Origin of the sequence: Rhodococcus sp. PD04, assembly GCF_035918275.1 — a bacterium.
GTDB classification, from domain to species: Bacteria; Actinomycetota; Actinomycetes; order Mycobacteriales; family Mycobacteriaceae; genus Rhodococcus; species Rhodococcus rhodochrous.
Window position 1 is genome coordinate 2,017,569 of the sequence record NZ_CP142143.1, and the last position, 21,246, is coordinate 2,038,814.

At 69.2% G+C, this 21,246-nt stretch carries 18 protein-coding genes; 10 read left to right on the forward strand and 8 right to left on the reverse strand.

What is annotated here, in order from left to right; genetic code table 11:
* The first annotated feature begins 15 nt into the window (after positions 1–15).
* The 6 genes from ndk to proB all read left to right on the forward strand — a co-directional run bounded on the left by ndk (position 16) and on the right by proB (position 7,776).
* On the forward strand, positions 16–435 hold the full coding sequence (ndk, locus tag U9J23_RS09305) for a nucleoside-diphosphate kinase (protein ID WP_006551181.1): 420 nt from the start codon (positions 16–18) through the stop codon (positions 433–435).
* A gap of 445 nt (positions 436–880) precedes the next feature.
* Complete coding sequence (locus U9J23_RS09310) at positions 881–4,180, forward strand: translation initiation factor IF-2 N-terminal domain-containing protein (RefSeq protein WP_442802277.1); 3,300 nt, start codon at positions 881–883, stop codon at positions 4,178–4,180.
* A 234-nt stretch (positions 4,181–4,414) separates the two neighbouring features.
* Entirely contained in the window at positions 4,415–4,726 is a 312-nt protein-coding gene (rplU, locus tag U9J23_RS09315) for a 50S ribosomal protein L21 (protein ID WP_006551183.1), read from the forward strand.
* Positions 4,727–4,762: 36 nt separating this feature from the next.
* The gene (gene rpmA / locus U9J23_RS09320; RefSeq protein WP_006551184.1) at positions 4,763–5,026 is read left to right on the forward strand and encodes a 50S ribosomal protein L27; all 264 of its coding nucleotides are present in this window, start codon (positions 4,763–4,765) and stop codon (positions 5,024–5,026) included.
* 137 nt (positions 5,027–5,163) lie between these two features.
* Positions 5,164–6,621, forward strand: coding sequence for a GTPase ObgE (gene obgE, locus U9J23_RS09325; protein WP_059381128.1), 1,458 nt, complete (start codon positions 5,164–5,166; stop codon positions 6,619–6,621).
* Between the two features lie 51 nt (positions 6,622–6,672).
* The gene (gene proB, locus U9J23_RS09330) at positions 6,673–7,776 is read left to right on the forward strand and encodes a glutamate 5-kinase (protein WP_059381129.1); all 1,104 of its coding nucleotides are present in this window, start codon (positions 6,673–6,675) and stop codon (positions 7,774–7,776) included.
* A gap of 31 nt (positions 7,777–7,807) precedes the next feature.
* Here the strand turns inward: proB and U9J23_RS09335 are convergent, their stop codons facing one another.
* Positions 7,808–8,653, reverse strand: a complete 846-nt coding sequence (locus tag U9J23_RS09335; RefSeq protein WP_085467979.1) for an NAD-dependent protein deacetylase — start codon at positions 8,651–8,653, stop codon at positions 7,808–7,810.
* Between the two features lie 5 nt (positions 8,654–8,658).
* Positions 8,659–10,197, reverse strand: a complete 1,539-nt coding sequence (locus U9J23_RS09340) for an ATP-dependent DNA ligase (protein ID WP_326602426.1) — start codon at positions 10,195–10,197, stop codon at positions 8,659–8,661.
* A 134-nt stretch (positions 10,198–10,331) separates the two neighbouring features.
* On the opposite strand from U9J23_RS09340, the gene ligD reads away from it, so the two are divergent.
* Positions 10,332–11,279 carry a non-homologous end-joining DNA ligase gene (gene ligD / locus U9J23_RS09345; RefSeq protein ID WP_326602427.1) on the forward strand — a complete coding sequence of 316 codons (948 nt, stop codon included), beginning with the start codon at positions 10,332–10,334 and terminating at the stop codon, positions 11,277–11,279.
* 52 nt (positions 11,280–11,331) lie between these two features.
* Here the strand turns inward: ligD and U9J23_RS09350 are convergent, their stop codons facing one another.
* The 5 genes from U9J23_RS09350 to U9J23_RS09370 form a co-directional block, all read right to left on the reverse strand.
* The gene (locus tag U9J23_RS09350) at positions 11,332–12,267 is read right to left on the reverse strand and encodes a D-isomer specific 2-hydroxyacid dehydrogenase family protein (protein WP_326602429.1); all 936 of its coding nucleotides are present in this window, start codon (positions 12,265–12,267) and stop codon (positions 11,332–11,334) included.
* Between the two features lie 49 nt (positions 12,268–12,316).
* Positions 12,317–12,715 carry an ectoine synthase gene (locus tag U9J23_RS09355; RefSeq protein WP_006551191.1) on the reverse strand — a complete coding sequence of 133 codons (399 nt, stop codon included), beginning with the start codon at positions 12,713–12,715 and terminating at the stop codon, positions 12,317–12,319.
* A gap of 58 nt (positions 12,716–12,773) precedes the next feature.
* Positions 12,774–14,063 (reverse strand): diaminobutyrate--2-oxoglutarate transaminase, encoded by a 1,290-nt coding sequence (gene ectB / locus U9J23_RS09360; protein WP_106200046.1) that lies wholly within the window; start codon positions 14,061–14,063, stop codon positions 12,774–12,776.
* A gap of 60 nt (positions 14,064–14,123) precedes the next feature.
* Positions 14,124–14,630 carry a diaminobutyrate acetyltransferase gene (ectA, locus tag U9J23_RS09365; protein ID WP_085467984.1) on the reverse strand — a complete coding sequence of 169 codons (507 nt, stop codon included), beginning with the start codon at positions 14,628–14,630 and terminating at the stop codon, positions 14,124–14,126.
* A 216-nt stretch (positions 14,631–14,846) separates the two neighbouring features.
* Entirely contained in the window at positions 14,847–16,997 is a 2,151-nt protein-coding gene (locus tag U9J23_RS09370) for a RecQ family ATP-dependent DNA helicase (RefSeq protein ID WP_326602432.1), read from the reverse strand.
* A 349-nt stretch (positions 16,998–17,346) separates the two neighbouring features.
* On the opposite strand from U9J23_RS09370, the gene U9J23_RS09375 reads away from it, so the two are divergent.
* On the forward strand, positions 17,347–18,888 hold the full coding sequence (locus U9J23_RS09375; protein WP_059381137.1) for an acetyl-CoA hydrolase/transferase family protein: 1,542 nt from the start codon (positions 17,347–17,349) through the stop codon (positions 18,886–18,888).
* 100 nt (positions 18,889–18,988) lie between these two features.
* On the opposite strand, the gene U9J23_RS09380 is transcribed toward U9J23_RS09375, so the two are convergent.
* Positions 18,989–19,603: a DUF3515 domain-containing protein gene (locus U9J23_RS09380; RefSeq protein ID WP_059381138.1), complete on the reverse strand. Its 615-nt coding sequence runs from the start codon at positions 19,601–19,603 to the stop codon at positions 18,989–18,991.
* A 144-nt stretch (positions 19,604–19,747) separates the two neighbouring features.
* On the opposite strand from U9J23_RS09380, the gene U9J23_RS09385 reads away from it, so the two are divergent.
* Positions 19,748–20,671 (forward strand): thiamine-phosphate kinase, encoded by a 924-nt coding sequence (locus tag U9J23_RS09385; protein ID WP_059381473.1) that lies wholly within the window; start codon positions 19,748–19,750, stop codon positions 20,669–20,671.
* Positions 20,672–20,716: 45 nt separating this feature from the next.
* Positions 20,717–21,244 (forward strand): gamma carbonic anhydrase family protein, encoded by a 528-nt coding sequence (locus tag U9J23_RS09390; protein ID WP_085467988.1) that lies wholly within the window; start codon positions 20,717–20,719, stop codon positions 21,242–21,244.
* The last annotated feature ends 2 nt before the right edge of the window (positions 21,245–21,246 follow it).

The window sequence follows — 21,246 nt, forward strand, 5'->3', positions numbered from 1 at the left end:
CTCTAGGCTTGTCGCGTGACTGAGCGGACCCTGGTACTGATCAAGCCCGACGGCGTCGCACGCCGTCACGTCGGAGAAATCCTCTCGCGCATCGAGCGCAAGGGGCTGGACATCGTGGCTCTCGAGCTGCGCACCGCGACCGAGGAGGTCGCCGGAGCGCACTACGCAGAGCACGAGGGCAAGCCCTTCTACCCCTCGCTGATCGAGTTCATCACCGGCGGCCCCCTCGTGGCCGCGGTCCTCGAGGGCCCCCGCGCGATCGCGGCGTTCCGGCAGCTCGCCGGTGGCACCGATCCGGTCGAGAAGGCCGTCCCCGGCTCGATCCGCGGCGACCTCGGCCTGGATCCGGGAGAGAACCTGGTCCACGGTTCCGACTCGGTGGAGTCCGCCGAGCGCGAGATCGCCCTCTGGTTCCCCGCCCTGGCTGCGAAGTAACAACCCCGCACCGAGCGGCGCCTGGCGTGTCGCTCGAGAAACCTCTCGGGCGTCGCGCTTCGCGCCTCCCGACACCGCCGACGGCGCCCTCCGGGGCGCCGTTGGCGTATCCGTGCATCTCCGTGTGGGATACTGGCAGAGGTTGCCCCGCACACACCGCGTGCGGAGCGGCCGAACGACATCACGGATCGATGCCCGACATCGCTGTGGCCGAGGACGAAGGAGACACCTCGCTCGGCGGCACGCTGGATGTTCCGGCGCTCGACCCGCGATCAAGCCAGGCATTGCTCGGCCGTGCAGTGAAAACGGGCACCGGACGACCGCGCGATGCGAGACCGGAAGGACTCGCGCCCACCCGGCGCGAGTACACAAGCTGCGCCCCCGCGTGGCCGCTCACATCGCTGTTGTCGGTGGTGGACGCGCCCGGGGGCCTTAGGAGACCTACGTGGCCGATCAAGAGCCGCCGGAGAACAACTCGATCGAAGCGTCGGACGCAGGGGGACGGAACCTCCTCGGTCTGCCTGCCAAGATCCGCGTCCATGCCCTCGCCAAGTTGCTGGGGCTGACCAGTAAGCAGGTGATTGCGAAGGCCGCCGAGCGCGGCACCGAGCTGCGCAGTGCGCACTCGACCCTTCCGCGCGACGTCGCGGAGGACCTGCACGCCGCGTTGAGCGACGACACGGGCACGCCCGAGCCTGCCGTGCAGCAAGCCGGAACTGCGCCCGAAACTGCAGAGCAGACGGCTCCCGAGGTCGAGACCGCCCCCGAGCCTGTCGCGGAGAAGGCTGCGGAGAGCACCGAGGCCCTGCCGGTCGAGAGCGACGACTTGCGACCCGCAGAGAAGACTGCGGACGAGACTGCACCGCAGGCACTCGACATCCCCTCCGTCGGAGGACCCACCGGGCTGTTCACGTCGGTGGAGCAGAGCACGCCGCTGTTCGAGATGCCCGAGCCGTCCACCACGGCCGAGCCGATCGTCGCCGCACCGCTGTTCCTCCAGCCCGAGGTACCCTCGCCGGCCGAGGAGGAGGAGACCCGCCCGCGTCGACGTCGCGCACGCCGCGGCAAGGACACCGAGCAGACTCCGGTCGAGGACGAGCAGCAGACCGCCGAGCCGGCCGCCGCCGAGTCCACCGAGGAAGCGCCGTCGCAGCAGGCGGACGAGGACCAGGACGACCAGCCGCGTCGCCGCCGCCGCGGACGTCGCGGTCGTGGACGTGGCCGCGGGGACGGCACGGACACCGATCAGCAGGACGAGACCACCGCGAGCGGCGAGGACTCCGAGTCCTCCGACGCGGAGACGGACAAGTCCGCTGCAGCGGAGTCCACCGCCGCGGAGACTCCTGCGGAGGAGACCGCCGGCGCCGAGGAGAGCACCTCCGACGAGGCCGCCTCGGGCGACGATCAGAGCAGCGACGAGCACGATTCCGACGACGAGCAGGGCGGCGGGACCTCCCGTCGCCGTCGCCGTCGCCGTCGCCGTCGCGGTTCCTCCGACACCGACACCGCGAGCACCGACGACGACTCGGTTCCCACGGTCGTCCACGAGCGGGAGCCGCGTCCCAAGAGCCGCGCCAAGGACGAGGTCCAGGGCATCAGTGGTTCGACGCGTCTCGAGGCGAAGCGTCAGCGTCGGCGCGACGGCCGCGAGGCCGGTCGCCGGCGGCCCCCGATCCTCACCGAATCCGAGTTCCTCGCCCGTCGCGAGGCCGTCGACCGGGTCATGGTCGTGCGCGAACGCACGGGCGGTTCCCACGCGGGCATGACGCAGGTTGCGGTGCTCGAGGACGGCATCCTCGTCGAGCACTTCGTCACGACCTCCGGTTCGGCGTCGATGGTCGGCAACATCTATCTCGGCCGCGTGCAGAACGTCCTTCCGTCCATGGAGGCCGCGTTCATCGACATCGGCCGTGGCCGCAACGGCGTGCTCTACGCCGGTGAGGTGAACTGGGAGGCCGCTGGCCTCGGAGGCAACTCCCGCAAGATCGAGCAGGCCCTCAAGCCCGGCGACCAGGTGGTCGTGCAGGTCAGCAAGGACCCGGTCGGTCACAAGGGTGCGCGTCTGACCACCCAGATCAGCCTTGCCGGACGCTTCCTGGTGTACGTGCCGGGCGGCTCGTCCACGGGCATCAGCCGCAAGCTGCCCGACACCGAGCGCAAACGCCTCAAGGACATCCTCCGCGAGATCGTCCCCTCCGAGGCGGGCGTGATCATCCGTACCGCCGCCGAGGGCGTGAGCGAGGAGGAACTCTCGCGCGACGTCACCCGCCTGCAGACGCAGTGGGAGGCGATCCGCGAGCAGTCCGAGAAGCTGCAGGCCGACGCATCGGGACAGCCGAAGACGCTCTACGAGGAGCCGGATCTGCTCGTGAAGGTCGTGCGCGACCTGTTCAACGAGGACTTCTCCAAGCTCGTCATCGAGGGCGACTCGGCGTGGAACACCGTCGAGAGCTACATCCGGACGGTCGCACCCGACCTGCTGCCGCGCGTCGAGCGCTACCGCTCGGAGAACTCGGTGGACGTCTTCGGTGCGCACCGCATCGACGAGCAGCTCGCGAAGGCTCTCGACCGCAAGGTGTGGCTGCCGTCCGGTGGCACGCTCGTCATCGACCGCACCGAGGCGATGACTGTCATCGACGTCAACACCGGCAAGTTCACCGGGTCCGGCGGCAACCTCGAGGAGACGGTCACCCGTAACAACCTCGAGGCGGCCGAGGAGATCGTCCGCCAGATGCGCCTGCGCGACATCGGCGGCATGATCGTCGTCGACTTCATCGACATGGTGCTCGAATCCAACCGCGACCTCGTGCTGCGTCGCCTGACCGAGGCTCTCGGCCGGGACCGCACCCGCCACCAGGTCTCGGAGGTCACCTCGCTCGGCCTCGTCCAGATGACGCGCAAGCGGCTCGGGACCGGTCTCGTCGAGGCGTTCTCCACCACCTGTGAGCACTGCAACGGCCGCGGCCTCATCGTGCACTCGGAGCCGATCGAGTCGAAGTCCTCGGACGACTCCGGTCGTTCGTCCGGCGGCGGTTCGCGGCGCAAGCGTGGACGCGACAAGAGCTCGCAGGAGCCCGCCGCCGAGACGCACACGACGCCGTCGCCCGAAGAGGTCGTCAAGCGTGCCGCGCACCCCGTCGCGCTCGCGATGGCCGCGCACCACTCGACACCGGCCGCGGACGCTCCGGCCGCAGAGCCGACAGCGACCGAGACCGCATCCGAGGCGGCGTCCGCACCTGCGGGCGACGTCGACCCGGTCAAGGTCACCGAGCCGCTGCGGGCCGTCGAGCCCGAGAAGGTCGCCGCGCCGACGAAGGAGCCCGTCGCGGGGGAGGACGCCACCACGGTGACGACCGCCTCCGACGAGCCCGCCGAGATCGAGGCAGAGGTCGCAGCGGCGGAATCCGCGGTCGCCGACACGGCCGTGTCCGAGGCTCCTGTGGCCGAGACGGCCGTCTCCGGAGCAGGGGAGAGCACCGACGGTGCGGCTTCCGTCGAGGCCGCAGAACCGGCTCCGCGTCGTCGGGCACGCAGGGTCGCCCGGGCGGCGGCAGCGCCCGCCGGGGACGGTGGGCCTGCAGCCAAGGTGTTCGTCGTCCCCGCGACGACCGGCACCTCGACCGGAACCGAGCCGGACTCCCGGCCGAGCACACCGGTCGAGACGCCGGTGGAGATCGTGCGGCGGCCGCGTTCGCGGCGTGCCGCAGGGCGCCCCGCCGGACCTCCGGTGGACGCCGAGGCGTGATCCTCCGCTTCCGGGCCGGTCACCACCGGCCCGGAAGCAGGCACTACCGTGCCACCCGGTTTGACCCTGGGAGTCACCTTCCCGTAATCTTGTTCAGTCGCTACTCGGCGATAGTGCCCAGCCGCGTCCGGATTCAGGATGCCGGCGGGACCCGAGTCAGCAACCACACCAGACCAGTCGCGTCCGCAGCACTGTGGCGCGAGCACGTTCGAAGAAGCAAGGGGTAGCCGTCCGATGGCAACGTACGCGATCGTCAAGACCGGCGGTAAGCAGTACAAGGTCGCTGAAGGCGACCTCGTCAAGGTCGAGAAGATCGAGGGTGAGCCCGGCGCTGCTGTCTCGCTTGCCCCGGTCCTCGTCGTCGACGGATCCGAACTGACCACCGACGCCGACAAGCTGGCCAAGGTCTCGGTCACCGGCGAGATCGTCGAGCACACCAAGGGCCCGAAGATCCGCATCCACAAGTTCAAGAACAAGACCGGGTACCACAAGCGCCAGGGCCACCGTCAGAAGCTGACGGTCGTCAAGGTCACCGGCATCAAGTAAACCGAGCTTCGAGCTTCAACCCCAGGAGGGTTCGTCATGGCACACAAGAAGGGTGCATCCAGCTCCCGTAACGGTCGCGATTCGAACGCGCAGCGACTCGGCGTCAAGCGCTTCGGTGGCCAGGCCGTCAACGCCGGCGAGATCATCGTGCGCCAGCGCGGCACCCACTTCCACCCCGGCGTGAACGTGGGACGCGGCGGCGACGACACGCTGTTCGCCCTCGCGGCCGGTGCCGTCGAGTTCGGTACCAAGCGCGGTCGCAAGACCGTCAACATCGTTCCGGCTGCGGCAGACGCCTGATCTGCCGTCCGGTAACGGACACCGCGGGAGCACCTCCCGCGACATACTCCCAATAGGGGCGGGCCAGGGTCGCACACCCTGACCCGCCCTTGTTGCGTTGATCACCATGTTTTTTTCGGACGAGAGAAGGTCCACCCATGTCCCGCTTCATCGACCGGGTGGTGCTGCACGTCAGCGCCGGTAAGGGCGGCAACGGCTGCGCCTCCGTCCACCGCGAGAAGTTCAAGCCGCTCGGCGGCCCCGACGGCGGTAACGGAGGCAACGGTGGCGACGTCGTCCTCGAAGTCGACCGCAACGTCCATACCCTGCTCGACTTCCACTTCCACCAGCACGCCAAGGCGACCAACGGTGCCCAGGGCGCCGGCGGCCACCGCAACGGTGCCAACGGCGGCGACCTCGTCCTGAAGGTCCCCGACGGCACCGTCGTGCTCGACCGCGACGGCCGGATCCTCGCCGACCTCGTGGGCACCGGCACCCGCTTCGTGGCCGCGCACGGCGGTCGCGGTGGCCTGGGCAACGCCGCACTCGCGTCCAAGGCACGCAAGGCCCCCGGCTTCGCGCTTCTCGGTGAGGAAGGCGAGGAACTCGAACTCGTCCTCGAACTGAAGTCCGTCGCCGACGTCGGCCTGGTGGGCTTCCCGTCGGCCGGCAAGTCGTCGCTCGTGTCGGTGCTCTCGGCCGCGAAGCCGAAGATCGCCGACTACCCGTTCACCACCCTCGTGCCGAATCTCGGTGTGGTGCAGTCGGGCGACACGACCTTCACCGTCGCCGACGTGCCCGGCCTGATCCCCGGGGCCAGTGAGGGACGCGGTCTCGGTCTCGACTTCCTCCGTCATCTCGAGCGCTGCGCCGTGCTCGCGCACGTCGTCGACTGCGCGACCCTCGAACCCGGCCGCGACCCGATCTCCGACATCGACGCGCTCGAGGCCGAACTCGCCGCCTACCAGCCCGCCCTGTCGGGCGACAGCGGACTCGGCGATCTCGCCGAGCGCCCCCGCATCGTGATCCTGAACAAGGCCGACGTGCCCGACGCGAAGGAACTCGCCGAGTTCGTCACCCCCGAACTCGAGGCCCGTGGCTGGCCGGTCTTCACGATCTCGGCCGTGAGCCGCGACGGGCTGCGCCCGCTGACGTTCGCCCTCGCGAAGATGGTCGACGAGTACCGGGCGGCGCATCCGCCGGCCGCACCGACCCGCCCGGTGATCCGCCCCGTCGCCCGCGACGAGGAAGCCTTCACCGTGGTCCGCGATCCCGAGGTGCCCGGCGGATTCATCGTGCGGGGCACCCGTCCCGAGCGGTGGGTGCGTCAGACGGCCTTCGACAACGACGAGGCCGTCGGTTATCTCGCCGACCGTCTCGCACGTCTCGGCGTCGAGGACAAGCTCGTCAAGCTCGGCGCGGAACCCGGATGCTGGGTCACCATCGGCGAGGTCGCCTTCGAGTGGGAACCGCAGACGCAGGCCGGCGTGGACGTCGTGCCCACCGGTCGCGGCACGGACGCCCGTCTCGACCAGGTCGACCGCATCGGCGCCGCCGAGCGTCGCCACGCGAAGAAGGTGCGCCGCGGTCTGGCCACCGACGACGAGTTCGAGTAACCGGCCCCGCGTACCCACCGTTCAGGAAGCCCGAAGCGTACCGAGGAGAACATGAGCGACACCCGGGAGGTCGTCTCCCACGCCCGCAGCGTAGTGGTCAAGATCGGCTCGTCGGCGATCACGAGCCTGGTGGGCGGGCTCGACCGTGGCCGGCTCGATCGTCTCGTCGACGCCATCGAGTCCCGGATCCGCACGGGCTCGAGTGTCGTCGTGGTCTCCTCGGGTGCGGTCGGTGCCGGGCTCGCACCGCTCGGCCTCACGAGCCGGCCGCGTGATCTCGCGACGAAGCAGGCCGCGGCCAGCGTCGGGCAGCTCACCCTCGCCCACGCCTGGGGCACCTCCTTCGCCCGCTACGACCGCACCGTGGGCCAGGTGCTCCTCACCGCCGACGACATCGGCCGGCGCACCCAGCACCGCAACGCGCAACGCACCCTCGACCGGCTGCGCTCGCTCGGGGCGGTGCCGGTGGTCAACGAGAACGACACCGTCGCGACCGTCGAACTGCGCTTCGGCGACAACGACCGACTCGCGGCACTCGTCGCGCACCTCATCGGCGCCGACGCGCTGATCCTGCTGTCCGACGTCGACGGTCTGTACGACGGGGATCCTCGCAAGGGCTCCGCGAACCTCATACCGGAGGTCCGCACGCCCGAGGATCTCGACGGTGTGGTCGCCGGGTCGGGTGGCGCGCTGGGTACCGGTGGCATGGCGTCGAAACTGTCCGCTGCCCGTCTCGCGGCGGACTCCGGGGTGCCGGTGCTGCTCGCCGCGGCCTCCCAGGCCGATCGTGCGCTGGGCGCCGCCGACGTCGGCACGGCCTTCGCGGCCCGCCCGCAGCGCCTGTCGGCGCGGCGCTTCTGGGTGCGGCACGCCGCTGACGTCCACGGTTCGCTGTATCTCGACGAGGGCGCCGTGCGGGCCGTGATGGAGCGGCGACGCTCACTGCTCGCCGCCGGAATCACCGGCACCAGTGGCGGTTTCCACGCCGGCGACGTGGTGGGCATCGTCGCACCCGACGGCCGCACGGTCGCGCGCGGTGTGGTGGCCTACGACGCGTCCGAACTCGATTTCATGATCGGCTTCTCGACCGGTCAGTTGCCGCCGGATCTCCAGCGACCCGTCGTGCACGCCGACGACCTCGTCCGGGTGGTCTGAGAGTCGTCACCTGCTCGGTGTCCGGCCGCCGTCACCGGCTCGGTGCGGTCACCGCGTCGGCCAGGAAGGTGAGGGTTTCCGAGGTACCCGCCTCGAGCTTGAGGGTCGCCAGCACATCTCCGCGCGTGGGACCACGGTTGATCACCACCACCGGGATGTTCCGCTGCGCGGCGCGCCGTACGAACCGCAGCCCCGACTGCACCGTCAGTGAACTCCCGGCCACCAGCAGTGCGTCGGCCCCGTCGACCACCGAGTAGGCGAGATCGACGCGCGGGCGCGGCACCGTCTCCCCGAAGTACACGATGTCGGGTTTGAGCATCCCGCCGCAGCGGTCGCAGCCGACGACGACGAAGTCCTCGGTGTCGGTGACCACCGCGTCCGCGTCCGGGGCGACCTCGAGACCGGTTGTCGCGCGCATCCGGTCGTCGAATCCCGGATTGGCCGCGCACAGCCGCTCGTGCAGCGTGAACCGCGAGATGCGATGTTCGCACGACAGGCATCGGACCTGCGCGTAGGTGCCGTGCAGGTCGACGACCCGTCGGCTGCCGGCCTTCGTGTGCAGCAGGTCGACGTTCTGGGTGATCACGCCGACGACGGAGCCAACGTGTTCGAGGGCCGCGAGTGCCCGGTGCCCGGCATTGGGGCGGGCGGCGTCCATGTGCTTCCAGCCGACATGGTTGCGCGCCCAGTAGCGTTGCCGGAACTCCGCGTCGCCGACGAACTGCTGGTAGGTCATCGGGTTGCGGGGCGGCGAGCCGGGGCCGCGATAGTCGGGGATACCGGAGTCCGTCGACAGTCCGGCACCGGTGAGAACAGCGATCCGACGGCCGTGCAGGAGCGTGGGCAGGTCGTCGGAACGGAGTGGAACGTCGATCACCCCATCTACGGTAGGCCGGTTCCGGGAACCGGCGCTGCGGGCAGCAGTGCGCGGACCGCATCGATCGTGTCGGCGTCGGCGGCCGATTTGTCGGGCCGGTACCGCAGCACCCGTGCGAAGCGCAGGGCCACGCCGCCCGGATATCGGGTGCTGGTCTGTACTCCGTCGAGTTCGATCTCGACGACGATCGCGGGTCGCAGGTGAACGGTGTGCTCGTCGCGGTGGGTCTCGTAGCGTGGGAATTCCTCTGTCTGCCACTGCAGCAGAGCGTCGGTGAGTCCTTTGAACGTCTTCCCGACCATGATCGGCGGACCACCGTCCGGGTCGCGGGCACCGAGGTGCAAGTTGGACAGGAAGCCGGTGCGGCGCCCGTAACCCCACTCGGCGGCGAGCACCACGAGATCCAGGGTGTGCTCGGGTTTGACCTTCTGCCACGCCCGGCCTCGGCGTCCGGCGGTGTAGGTCGACGTGAGCGACTTCACCATCACACCCTCGTGACCGTTGCCGAGCGAGTCACCGAGATGTGTCTCGGCGCTGTCGGCGTCCGGAGCGACCAGCGTCGGGATCCGGTGTTCACCCGCGACGCGGGCGAGATGGTCGAGACGCACCGACAGCGGTTCGTCGAGCAGGTCGTCGCCGTCGAGGTGCAGGCAGTCGAAGAAGTACGGGTGGAGGAGCAGTTCGCGTTCGGAGCGGGCACCGAACCGGCTCATGGTCTCCTGGAACGGGCGGGGACGGCCGGAATCGGTGAGCGCGAGCGTCTCGCCATCGAGCACGACACTGCGGCACGGCAGCGCCCGGACGAGTTCGACCAGTTCGGGGACCGACGCGGTGATGTCGCGCAGCGTGCGGGTGAAGATCCACACGGCGTCCTCGTGGCGGTGCACCTGGATGCGTGCGCCGTCGAGTTTGTACTCCACGCTCACCGCCCCGTCGAACTCGGTGAGTGCCGCCCCGAGCGACTCGGCGGGCGAGGCGAGCATCGGCCGGACAGGCCGGCCGAGTTCCAGACCGAACTCCGCCAGCGCATCGACACCACCGGCGAAGGCCGCCGCCGCGGCCTGTGCGAGTCGGCCCGACAGCATCACCGCCCGGCGGACCGGCTCGACGGGGAGACCGGCTGCCGCTGCGACCGCATCGGTCATCACTCCTTCGAGCGCTCCCTGCCGCAGCTCACCGCCGAGGAGCGCGACGAGGAAACGCTGCTCGGCGTCGGTGGCCCGGCCGAACAGGTCCAGGAGCAGTTGCTGTCGCGCGGCGGTGGATCCGGGGCCGGAGATGCCGGCGAGCCGGTCGAGGAAGTCGGACACGTCGTCGACGGAGAGCGTCGGCTCGTCGGCGACCGGTGCGGAGAGGCCGGCGAGGGTACGGAAGCCGACTCCCAGGCGGCCCTGGGTCATCTCTCCGGACAACCACGAGACCACCGCTTCGACCTCGTGGGGTTCGGCGCGCCCGAGCAATTCCCGCAGCAGATCGATCTTGGTGCGTCGTGACCGTGTGGCGGCGACGGCGACGGAGGTGTCGACGATCGAGTGCAGCAGCATCGCTTCGACGTTAGCGCCCGGACGTGCCACGCGGAGGAAATCCTGCGCCGGGGTGTATTTCCGCGCGCGGGCGGGAATCGAGAGGCCAGGATGGTGCACAGGACGGGGCGCGAGGGGGAGGACGGGAGACGCGGATGAGCAAGGACTCCGAGGCGGTCGAGCTCGACGTGGACGGTCGCACGGTGCGCATCACGCACCCCGACCGCGTGTACTTCCCCGAGATCGGGGCGACCAAGCTCGACCTCGCGAACTACTACCTGAGTGTGGGGGAGGGGATCGTCCGGGCACTCCGTGAGCGGCCCTGCATGCTGCACCGCTTCCCCGACGGCCTCGAAGGGCAGAAGGTGCACCAGAAGCGGCTGCCCCGCGGGGCACCGGACTGGGTCGAAACGGTGCGGGTGCATTTCCCGCGCTACGACCGCGATGCGGACGAACTGTGCGTCACCCACCTCGCCGACGTTGTGTGGGCCGTGCAGATGTCCACCGTGGAGTTCCATCCGTGGAACTCGCGGCGCAGCGACGTGGAGCGGCCCGACGAGTGGCGGATCGACCTCGATCCGATGCCCGACTGCGATTTCGATCGGGTGCGGCGCGTGGCGTCGGTGGCGCACGAGGTGCTCGACGAACTCGGTGCCGTGGGCTGGCCGAAGACCTCGGGCGGCGACGGCCTGCATGTCTACGTCCGGATCGCGCCGCAATGGGAGTTCGACGACGTCCGAAGGGCCGCATGGGCTTTCGCGCGGGAGGTGGAGCGACGCGCGCCCGGCGACGTGACGACGGCGTGGTGGCGCAAGGAACGCGACCCGTCGGCGGTCTTCGTCGACTACAACCAGAACTCGCGCGACCACACGATCGCCAGTGCCTATTCGGTCCGCGGTGTGCCGGAGGCGACGGTCTCCACTCCGGTGCGGTGGGACGAGATCGACGACCTCGATCCGCGGGACTTCACCATCCGGACCGTGCCGAAGCGGTTCGAGGAACTCGGCGACCTGCACGCGGGTATCGACGACGCGGTCTTCTCCCTCGATCCGCTCCTGGAATGGGCGGAACGCGACGAGAAGCGGGAGAAGGCGTCGGAGTGAGCCCTGTGGCCCGGTAATGGTGGCCCGGTAATGGTGGCCCGGTAGACGTGGCCTAGTAGCCGGCGCTGGGATCGACGACCCCGATCGGCACGAGGCCGGACGCGAACCGTGTGACGTTCTCGGTCACGTGCTCGAGATAGGCCGGAATGCGCAGCGGGGGTGGATTGGCGTCGTGGGGAGTGATCACGGCGTTGGGGAGCGTCCACAACGGATGATCGTCGGGGAGCGGTTCGGGATCGGTGACGTCGAGCCCCGCGCCGCCGATTGCGCCGGATCGGAGAGCGGCGACGAGGGCGTCGGTGTCGACGAGATCGCCTCGGGCGACGTTGACGACCCACGCCGTGGACTTCATCGCTGCGAGCTCGGTTGCGCCGACGAGCTGCTCGACGTCGAGAGTGGCCGTCGCGGAGATGACGAAATGATCTGCCAGAGGCCATATCTCGTCGATACGTTCGACGGGGAACGTCTCGATGGCTCCCGGCACGGGACGACCGCTGCGGGTGACGGCGAGCGCGCGCGCGCCCAGCGCGGCCAGCATCGGGATCAGCGCCCGGCCGACACCGCCCGCGCCGATGATCCCGACCGTCGCGCCGCGGAGGGTGCCGACGACCGGCGCGAGACTCTCGGGTGTCCACGAGGTGGCCGCCAGATGGGCCGGCAGGGCCCGGACCCCGGCGAGCAGGAGCAGGAGCGCGTGCTCGGCGACGGTCGTGGAGTAGGCCGCGGCCGCCGACGTCCAGGTGACGCGAGGGTGGGCCTTGACGACGCCTTGCGACAGCCAGTACTCGACACCGGCGGACGGTAGCTGCACCCAGCGGACGGAGGCGGGGAGGACCTCGGGGAAGTCCTGCGGCCCGGCCGTCCAGACGAGCGCGTCGGGAGTTTCCTCGAGTCCGCAGGGCACGCCGCCCCCGCCCGTGACCGCCCGTTCGAAACGAGGGTCGCGCTCGGGGCCGACAGCGATGCGGGGCGCACGCTCGGGAGTCATGGTCTCGACTCTAAGCGTCCGCCCCGCATCGGTCACGTGGTTACCGCACTCAGGCGGGTTCGACGATCAACGGGTACACACCGTTCTCGTCGTGCACCTCACGGCCGGTGACCGGGGGATTGAAGACGCACAGCATGCGCATGCGCGTCTCGGGGAGCACGCGGTGACGCTCGTGTCCGTTGAGCAGGTACATCGTGCCCGGAGCGAGGTCGTACTCCACATCGTTGTCGAGGTCCTGGAGCTTGCCGGTGCCCTCGACGAGCCACACGGCCTCGACGTGGTTGGCGTAGTGGAACTCGTTGACGGTGCCGGGCTCGATGGTGGTCTCGTGGAACGAGAAGCCCACCTTGTCGCCGGCGAGGACGATGCGCTTGCTGCGCCACTGGCCGTCCTCCGAGACGACGTCGCGCTCGGTGCCGGTGATCTCTTCTGTCGTACGAACGATCATGGGTGTCGAAAGTCCTTCTTCTGCAAGTGAGTTCGGAACGGGCGGAGCGGGGGACCGCTCAGGAACGGACCTTGGCGGTCGCTTCCGCCAGGATGTTCAGCCCGAACTCGAGTTCGTCGTCGGTGATGGTCAGCGGCGGCAGCAGCTTGACGACCTCGTCCGACGGACCGGAGGTCTCGGCGAGCAGACCCTCTTCGAAGGCCAGGGCGCAGACCTTGTCGGCGTCCTCCGGCTTGTCGAAGACCAGGCCCTGGACCAGGCCGCGACCGCGGGTCGAGACGCCGTCGAACATGTCCGACAGGTTCATGAAGGTCTGGCGGATGCGCTCACCCTTGCGCAGGGTGTCGCGCTCGAGTTTGTCGTCGGCCCAGTAGTGCTCGAGGGCGGCAGCCGCCGTCACGAAGGCCGGGTTGTTGCCGCGGAAGGTGCCGTTGTGCTCGCCCGGGCCCCACACGTCGAGCTCACGCTTGAACAGGGTGAGCGCCAGCGGCATTCCGTATCCGCCGATCGACTTCGACAGGGTCACGATGTCGGGCGTGATGCCGGCGATCTCGAACGAGAAGAACGGGCCGGTGCGGCCGCAGCCCATCTGCACGTCGTCGACGATCAGCAGGATGTCGCGTTCCTTGCACAGGTCGGCCAGAGCGCGAAGCCACTCGGGGCGAGCAACATTCACGCCGCCTTCACCCTGCACGGTCTCGACGATGACCGCGGCCGGACGGTTCAGGCCGCTGCCCGCGTCGTCGAGGACGCGCGAGAACCACTGGAAGTCCTCGGTGACGCCGTTGAAGTAGTTGTCGAACGGCATCGGCGTCGCGTGGACGAGGGGGACACCCGCGCCGGCGCGCTTCATCGAGTTGCCGGTCACCGACAGCGCACCCAGGGTCATGCCGTGGAAAGCGTTGGTGAAGTTGATGATCGACTCGCGACCGGTCACCTTACGGGCGAGCTTCAGTGCCGCCTCCACGGCGTTCGTGCCGGTCGGGCCGGGGAACTGGACCTTGTAGTCCAGGCCACGCGGCGCGAGCACGTGCGACTCGAAAGTCTCGAGCAGCTTGCGCTTGGCGACGGTGTACATGTCGAGGCCGTGGGTGACGCCGTCGCTCATGATGTAGTCGACCAGGGCCGACTTGAGCACCGGGTTGTTGTGGCCGTAGTTCAGGGCTCCGGCGCCGGCGAAGAAGTCGAGGTAGTCCTTGCCGTCCTCGCTGCGCAGCCAGGATCCCGATGCCTTGTCGAAAACGGCGGGCCAGCCGCGGCTGTAACTCCGGACCTCGGATTCGAGGTGCGAGAAAATCGAGGTATCGGGCTTACGAGTGGTCTCGGGCTTGTTTTCCAGGATGGTCATGTCGTGGTCCTCCTGTGATTATTCGAGAATTATGAGATGTCGCGCGCACATGCGCTGCGATCATTCGCCGATGGTGTAGAGATCCTCGGCCAGATGTGAATCGGGGAAATCGTCGGGCGCGAACAACTCGGTGCGAGTGATATGCGTTCCGCGGCGACGCGCGAGAGCGGTGAACATTGCGATCGACGCTTCGTTGTCGGGGCTCACCGTCGTTTCCAGACGGGTCACGCCGAGCGGCTCGAGTCGGTCGAGCAGAGCGTCGAGCATATGGCCGGCCACTCCACGTCCACGCTGGTCTGCGTCGACTGCCACCTGCCAGACGAACAGGGTGTTCGGGGAGTCGGGGCGGCGGTAGCCGGTCACGAATCCCACGGGGCGATCGGTGTCGTCCGTTGCGACGACCGATGTGTCGGCGAAATCGCGACACCACAGCACATATGCGTAACCGGAATTGACGTCGAGAACCTGCGAATCACGCGCGATCTGCCAGAGTCGTCTACCGTCGGCGATACGCGGACGCCGGAATTCGATTGCAGCCGGCTCACTACCGGACTCGGTTGCGGCCACGTCCGGAGATGTGGTCGCGGTATTCGATTCAGCCGAGTCGGGGGTCGGGGTACTTCTTTCCTTGACGGGCCTCATATGTCCTTTCAACCTAACAACTTCCGGTGTCGAGATCACGCCCGTGTCCGGAATCGGGATCGGAACCCTGTGGTCCGTGCAGGTCGAGCGCATGTTGTGATGCCGGTCACAAACATGTTACGTCGGTCCTCCTCGTGGCGATTACTTCGGGCTCGCGAGTGCGTACGGCAACACCGCGTCGGCTCCCGCGGCGACGAGAGTTCTCGCCGCCATCGTGAACGTCCAGCCGGTGTCGGTCACCGCATCGACGAGAAGGATCGGACCACTCGACCCGAGGTTGTCGGGTCGCTCCCACGCGTCGATCAGTGCGGCGACCCGATATGCCGAGTTCGCTGCCGTCGGCTCCGTATTCCCGCTTCGGCGTCGCAATACACCTAGATCTCGTAATCGTCCGATTTGTGCCAATCGGGACGCAAGTGACTTGACGAGCAGGGGGTGTGTGGGGGAGTCCATGGCCATGACGGCGGTGGGCCGGTCCTCCCAGTCCCAAGCCGCGAGCACCGCGATCGACGCGTCGACCACCGCCTTCGGCACTTCGCGGTCCGGTCCGTCGAGCAGTTCGCGCAGTCGCGGTCCCCATCCCAGATCCGACAGCCGGCCCAGCACGCGCCCGGGGCGCGGACCGTCCGTGATCCGGCCGGACAGCGGGATCCCGAGGGTCGACATCCCCGCGGGCCACTGCCGGCGCGGCGGCAGATCCACACCGGGGCGTTCGAGCCGGGCGCGGGTCCGGGTGACCTCGTCGTCGCCGACGGACGTCTCCCACCGGGAACCGATGCAGTTGTCACACCGGCCGCAACCGGGGCTCCGGGTGTCGAGATCGGGATCGTCGAGCTGACGGCGGAGGAAGACCATGCGGCATTCGGTGGTGCGCTCGTATTCGAGCATCGCCTCCTGTTCCGCGGCGCGGGCCTCCTCGAGGCGCCCGTAGCGCTCCTCGTCGTACGTCCAGGGCTGCCCGGTGGCGATCCAGCCGCCCTTGACCCTCTTCACCGCTCCGTCGACGTCGAGGACCTTGAGGACCATCTCCAGGCGGGAGCGCGTGAGGTCGACCCGCGGTTCGAGGGCGGGTGTCGATACCGGCCGTTCGGTATCGAGCGCTGCGATCACGCGTCGTACGAGCGCCTCGTCCGGGAAGGCGACCGAGGCGAACCACTGCCAGATCCGGCGGTCCTCCGGGCCGGGGAGCAGAACCACCTCGGCGCGGTCGGCGGAGCGACCCGCACGGCCGACCTGCTGGTAGTAGGAGATCGGGGACGAGGGGGCGCCGAGGTGCACCACGAAGCCGAGATCGGGCTTGTCGAAGCCCATGCCGAGCGCCGAGGTCGCGACGAGCGCCTTGACCTTGTTGTCGAGGAGATCCGCCTCGAGCTGTTCACGCTCGGTCGGTTCGGTCTGACCGGTGTATGCCGCCACTGCATAGCCGTGGTCGGTGAGCAGCGCCGCGAGGTCGCGGGCGGCGGAGACCGTCAGCGCGTACACGATGCCCGAGCCCGGCAGATCCTTCAGATGCTGCGCGAGCCACGCCGCGCGTCGTGCCGGTTCGTCGATCCGCACCACCGATAGGTGCAGCGACGGACGGTCGAGACCGCCGCGCAGTACGAGCGTGCCGCCGGAACCGGCACTGCTGTTCCCACCGACGCTGCTGTTCCCACCGCCACTGCTGTTTCCGCCGACACCGAGCTGGGCGGCGATGTCGGCGACCACCCGGTCGTTGGCGGTCGCGGTCGTCGCCAGCACCGGGATGTCGTCGCCGAGCTCGGCGACGAGGGTGCGGATGCGGCGGTAGTCGGGCCGGAAGTCGTGTCCCCAGTCCGACACACAGTGCGCCTCGTCGACGACCACCAGTCCGGCGTCGCGGGCGAGGGACGGCAGCACCTGGTCGCGGAAGTCGGGGTTGTTCAGGCGCTCGGGGCTGACGAGGAGGACGTCGACCTCTCCCGCCGCGATCCGCTCGTGGATCGCCGACCATTCCGTGACGTTGCCGGAGTTGATCGTGGCGGCGTGGACCCCGGCCCGCTCGGCGGCCGCGACCTGGTTGCGCATCAGGGCGAGCAGCGGCGAGACGATCACCGTGGGGCCCCTGCCCTGGCGGCGCAGCAGCTTCGCGGAGATGAAGTAGACGGCCGACTTCCCCCAGCCCGTGCGCTGGACGACGAGGGCGCGGCGGCGATGCACCACGAGCGCTTCGATGGCGACCCATTGGTCGTCGCGGAGCCGGGCATCGGGGCCTGCCAGCTCGCGGAGAAGGTGCTCGGCATCGTCGCGCAACAGGTCGGTCGAGTTCGTCATGCTGCAATCGTGCCCGACGGCGTTCCGTCACGGTGGCGGTGAACGGTTCTCCGGGGGCGGCGAACGGTACTGATGCGGCGGCGAACGGGGATACCGTAGAGATGGCGGCGGAGCGGCTCGCACGAAAGGTGGTGGCACCCAGTGTCAGTCAGCGTGGCGGAAATCATCGTGTAAAATCTTGCGGAACAACAACTTCCGATTACATCGATCTTGGAGTGCGACTCGTGACACTCTGTGTCCAAATTGGTGACGGCGATCGCCGGTCCGGCCCGAGTGTGACGAGCGGATCATCCGCGCCGCTATGGTCGTCGTCATGTACGCAGCCCTTTCATCCCCCGCAGCACCGTCTGTGGAGTCGGTCGTCGTGACCCCGGCCGAGGCTCGGGTACGTCATGAGACCTACCGCAAGAAGATCGTGTCGGCGCAGGACGCCGTCCAGTGGATCCGCCCCGGCGACACGGTCGCCATCAGCGGCTTCGCGAGCGCAGGCACCCCGAAGGCCGTGACCCCGGCCCTCGCCGAACACATCCGGCGCACGCGGGCGACCGGCGGCGACTTCCGGATCAACCTGCTCACCGGGGCGTCGGTCGCCTCCGACACCGAACGCATGCTCGCCGACGTCGACGGAATCGCGCTGCGTATGCCGTACCAGGCGGAGCCCACCGCCCGCGGACGGATCAACGAAGGCCGCATGGACTACGTCGACATCCACCTGTCGCACGTCGCCCAGCAGGTCTGGGAGGGCTACTACGGACACGTCGACGTCGCAGTCGTCGAGATCTCCGGCATCACCGAGACGGGTGAGCTGATCCCCGCCACCTCCATCGGCAACAACAAGACCTGGCTCGACGTCGCCGAGAAGGTGATCCTCGAGGTCAACTCGTGGATCCCCGCCGCCATGGACGGCGTGCACGACGTCTACTACGGCACCGCACTTCCCCCCAACCGTCGCCCGATCGACCTCACCGACGTCGAGGACCGCATCGGACAGCCCTACTTCCGGATCGATCCGGAACGCGTCGTCGCGGTCGTCGAGACCGACCGTCCCGACAGCGCGACCCCGCTCACGGCTCCGGACGCCACCAGCCGGGCCATCGCCGACCACGTCCTCGACTTCTTCGCGCACGAGGTCGCCGCGGGACGGTTGCCCGCCGACACGCTGCTCCCGCTGCAGTCGGGTGTCGGCAACGTCGCCAACGCCGTGCTCGCCGGTCTCGACAGCGGACCGTACCGGGGACTGACCTGCTACTCGGAGGTCATCCAGGACGGCATGCTCGACCTCGTCAAGCACGGCACCGTCCGGTTCGCCTCCGCGACCGCCCTCGCGCTGTCCGAAGCGGGACTGAACGACTTCGTCGAGAACATCGACTTCTACCGCGAGCACATCATGTTGCGGCCGCAGGAGATCAGCAACCATCCCGAGATCGTGCGCCGACTCGGCATCATCGCCATGAACGGCATGCTCGAGGCCGACGTCTACGGCAACGTCAACTCCACCCACGTGATGGGCACCCGCATCATGAACGGCATCGGCGGCTCCGGCGACTTCGCGCGCAACGGCTACCTGTCGATGTTCCTGAGCCCGTCGACGGCCCGCGACGGTGCGATCTCGTCGATCGTCCCCATGGTGCCGCACGTCGACCATACCGAGCACGACGTGCAGGTCATCGTGACCGAACAGGGTCTCGCCGATCTGCGTGCCCTGTCTCCCCGCCGTCGGTCGCGGGTCGTCGTGGAGCGCTGCGCGCATCCCGACTACCGCGCCGAACTGCTCGACTACATCGAGCGCGCCGAAGCGACTCCCGGAGCAGGTCACACCCCGCACCTGCTCGGTGAGGCGTTCTCCTTCCACGAGCGCTACCAGCGCACGGGGACCATGCACGCGTCCTGATCGACGCGGCGACGAACACGGTCGGCCCCGGCACCACACCACGGTGCCGGGGCCGACCTTCGTTCGTGGGTCGTAGTGAAGACGGCGGGGTCGATCCCGCTCAGCGGATCGGCGCCGGATCGATCTCCTGCTGCGGGAGTGTGGCCGAGATCGTCGCCGTGATGTCCTGCAGCGGGGTGGGCCCGGATCCGTCGGGCACGGTCAGCGCCACGTAGACCGGACGGTCGACGGCGAACCACGTGCTCGCCGGGATACCCTGCTCGGCTCCCGACACCTCGAACCACTGCACGTCGTCGATCACCTGCAGCGCCGCCGCCTGGTCGAACTGCTCGGGCCGGTCGAGACCACAGCGCAGGACGACCTCCTCGCCGTCGCCCGACTGCCAGGCCGCCGCACCCACCGGTGCCGGATCGGCCAGTTCGGCGCGTGTGTAGTCGCCGAGCTCCTCCGGCAGCGCGTCGAGCAACTGCGAGCAGGATTCGGATTCTGCTTCCGGAGCGGGCACGGGACCGAGGCCGACCGGCGTGTTCACCGGTGACTGCGACACGATGACGGCCGCGACCACCACGCCGACCAGCAGAGCGACGGGCAGTGCGATCGCCGTGGCGATCAGAGCGGGACTGCGTCGCGTCCCGTCCGATCCGGGTGCCTCGACGGGGGCGTCGTCGGACGGTTCGCGATCGGAAGCAGAGGTGTCGTTCATCGTGTCCAGCATCCGGGCTCGGGGACAGGGGGCGGTAGCGTGATCGAACGTAGCAGGGCACGTGCCGGCTCTCTCCCACCGCCGACCGAGAAAGAGGCGACCGTCACCGTGGCGAACCCGACCGGACCCACCGTCGCCGACATCGGCGAGTTTCCCGTGATCGAACGGGCAGTGAGAGCACGGCGGCAACCCGACAGCACACTCGTCGGGCCGGGCCACGACGCAGCGGTCGTGACAGCCGCCGACGGGCGCATCGCGATCTCGACCGACATGCTCGTCGAAGGACGGCACTTCCGGTTCGACTGGTCCGCCCCGCAGGAGGTCGGACGCAAGGCCGTCGCCCAGAACGGAGCCGATGTCGCCGCGGTCGGCGCACGCCCCACCGCCTTCGTCGTCGGCCTCGGATGCCCACCCCACACACCCGTCGCCGTGCTCGACGGCATCTCGGCCGGCATCGGCGAAGCCGCCGAGGAGATCGGCGCCGGAGTCGTGGGAGGCGACCTCGTGCAGGCCGATCAGGTGATCGTCTCGGTCACCGTGCTCGGCGAACTCGACGGACGGCCACCACTGCTCCGCTCCACCGCCCGCCCCGGTGACGTCGTCGCCCTCGCGGGCCGCACCGGTCGGTCCGCGGCCGGCCTGGCGCTGTTGCTGGCCGGCAACCGGGACTTCCCCGACCTCGTCGCGGCGCACCGCGTGCCGACTCCGCCCTACGCGGCAGGTCCTGCAGCGGCCGCGGCCGGCGCCCACGCGTGCACCGACATCTCCGACGGTCTCGTCGCCGATCTCGGGCACATCTGCACCGCATCGGAGGTCGCGATCGACCTGGACTCCGGCGCGCTCGCTCCCGACGCGCTGCTCCGGGAGGCCGGGGAAGCGCTCGCGGCCGACCCGTGGGAATGGATCCTCACCGGCGGCGAGGACCACGCCCTCGCGGCGTGCTTTCCCCGCGAGGTCGCCCTGCCGGACGGATGGCGGTCGATCGGCGTCGTCCTGGAAGGCTCGGGCGTCACCGTCGACGGGCAGCGCCACGACGGATCCGGTGGCTGGGAGAGCTTCGTGGCAGGCGCCGGTCACTAGGGCGACCACCACGGGTGTGGTTCGCTCGAGATAGGTTCTGCAGTCATGGCTGTCTACGCACTCGGCGAGCGTGTCCCCGATATCCATCCCGACGCGTGGGTTCATCCCGACGCGGTCGTGATCGGCAACGTCACCCTCGGTGCCGGTGCCTCCGTATGGCCCTCGGCGGTGCTGCGCGGGGACTACGGCAGGATCTCCGTGGGGGAGAAGACCAACATCCAGGACGGCACGATCATCCATTGCACCGCGATCGAGGCCACCGTCATCGGCGCGAGGTGCGTCGTCGGACACAACGCGCACATCGAGGGCTCCACGATCGGTGACGGCGCGCTGATCGGCTCGGGTTCGCTCGTCCTCAACGGATCGGTGATCGGTGCCGGTGCGCAGGTCGCCGCCGGAGCGCTGATCCCGCCGCGCTTCGAACTCCCGCCCCGCCGCATGGCGATGGGTATCCCCGCGAAGGTCCGCGAGGGCTACGAGGTGCCCGAGAACAACTTCGACGCCAACGCCGAGATGTATGCGGCGAACGCCGCCTACTACCGGACCGCCCTCCGCCGCATCGACCAGGAGTGACA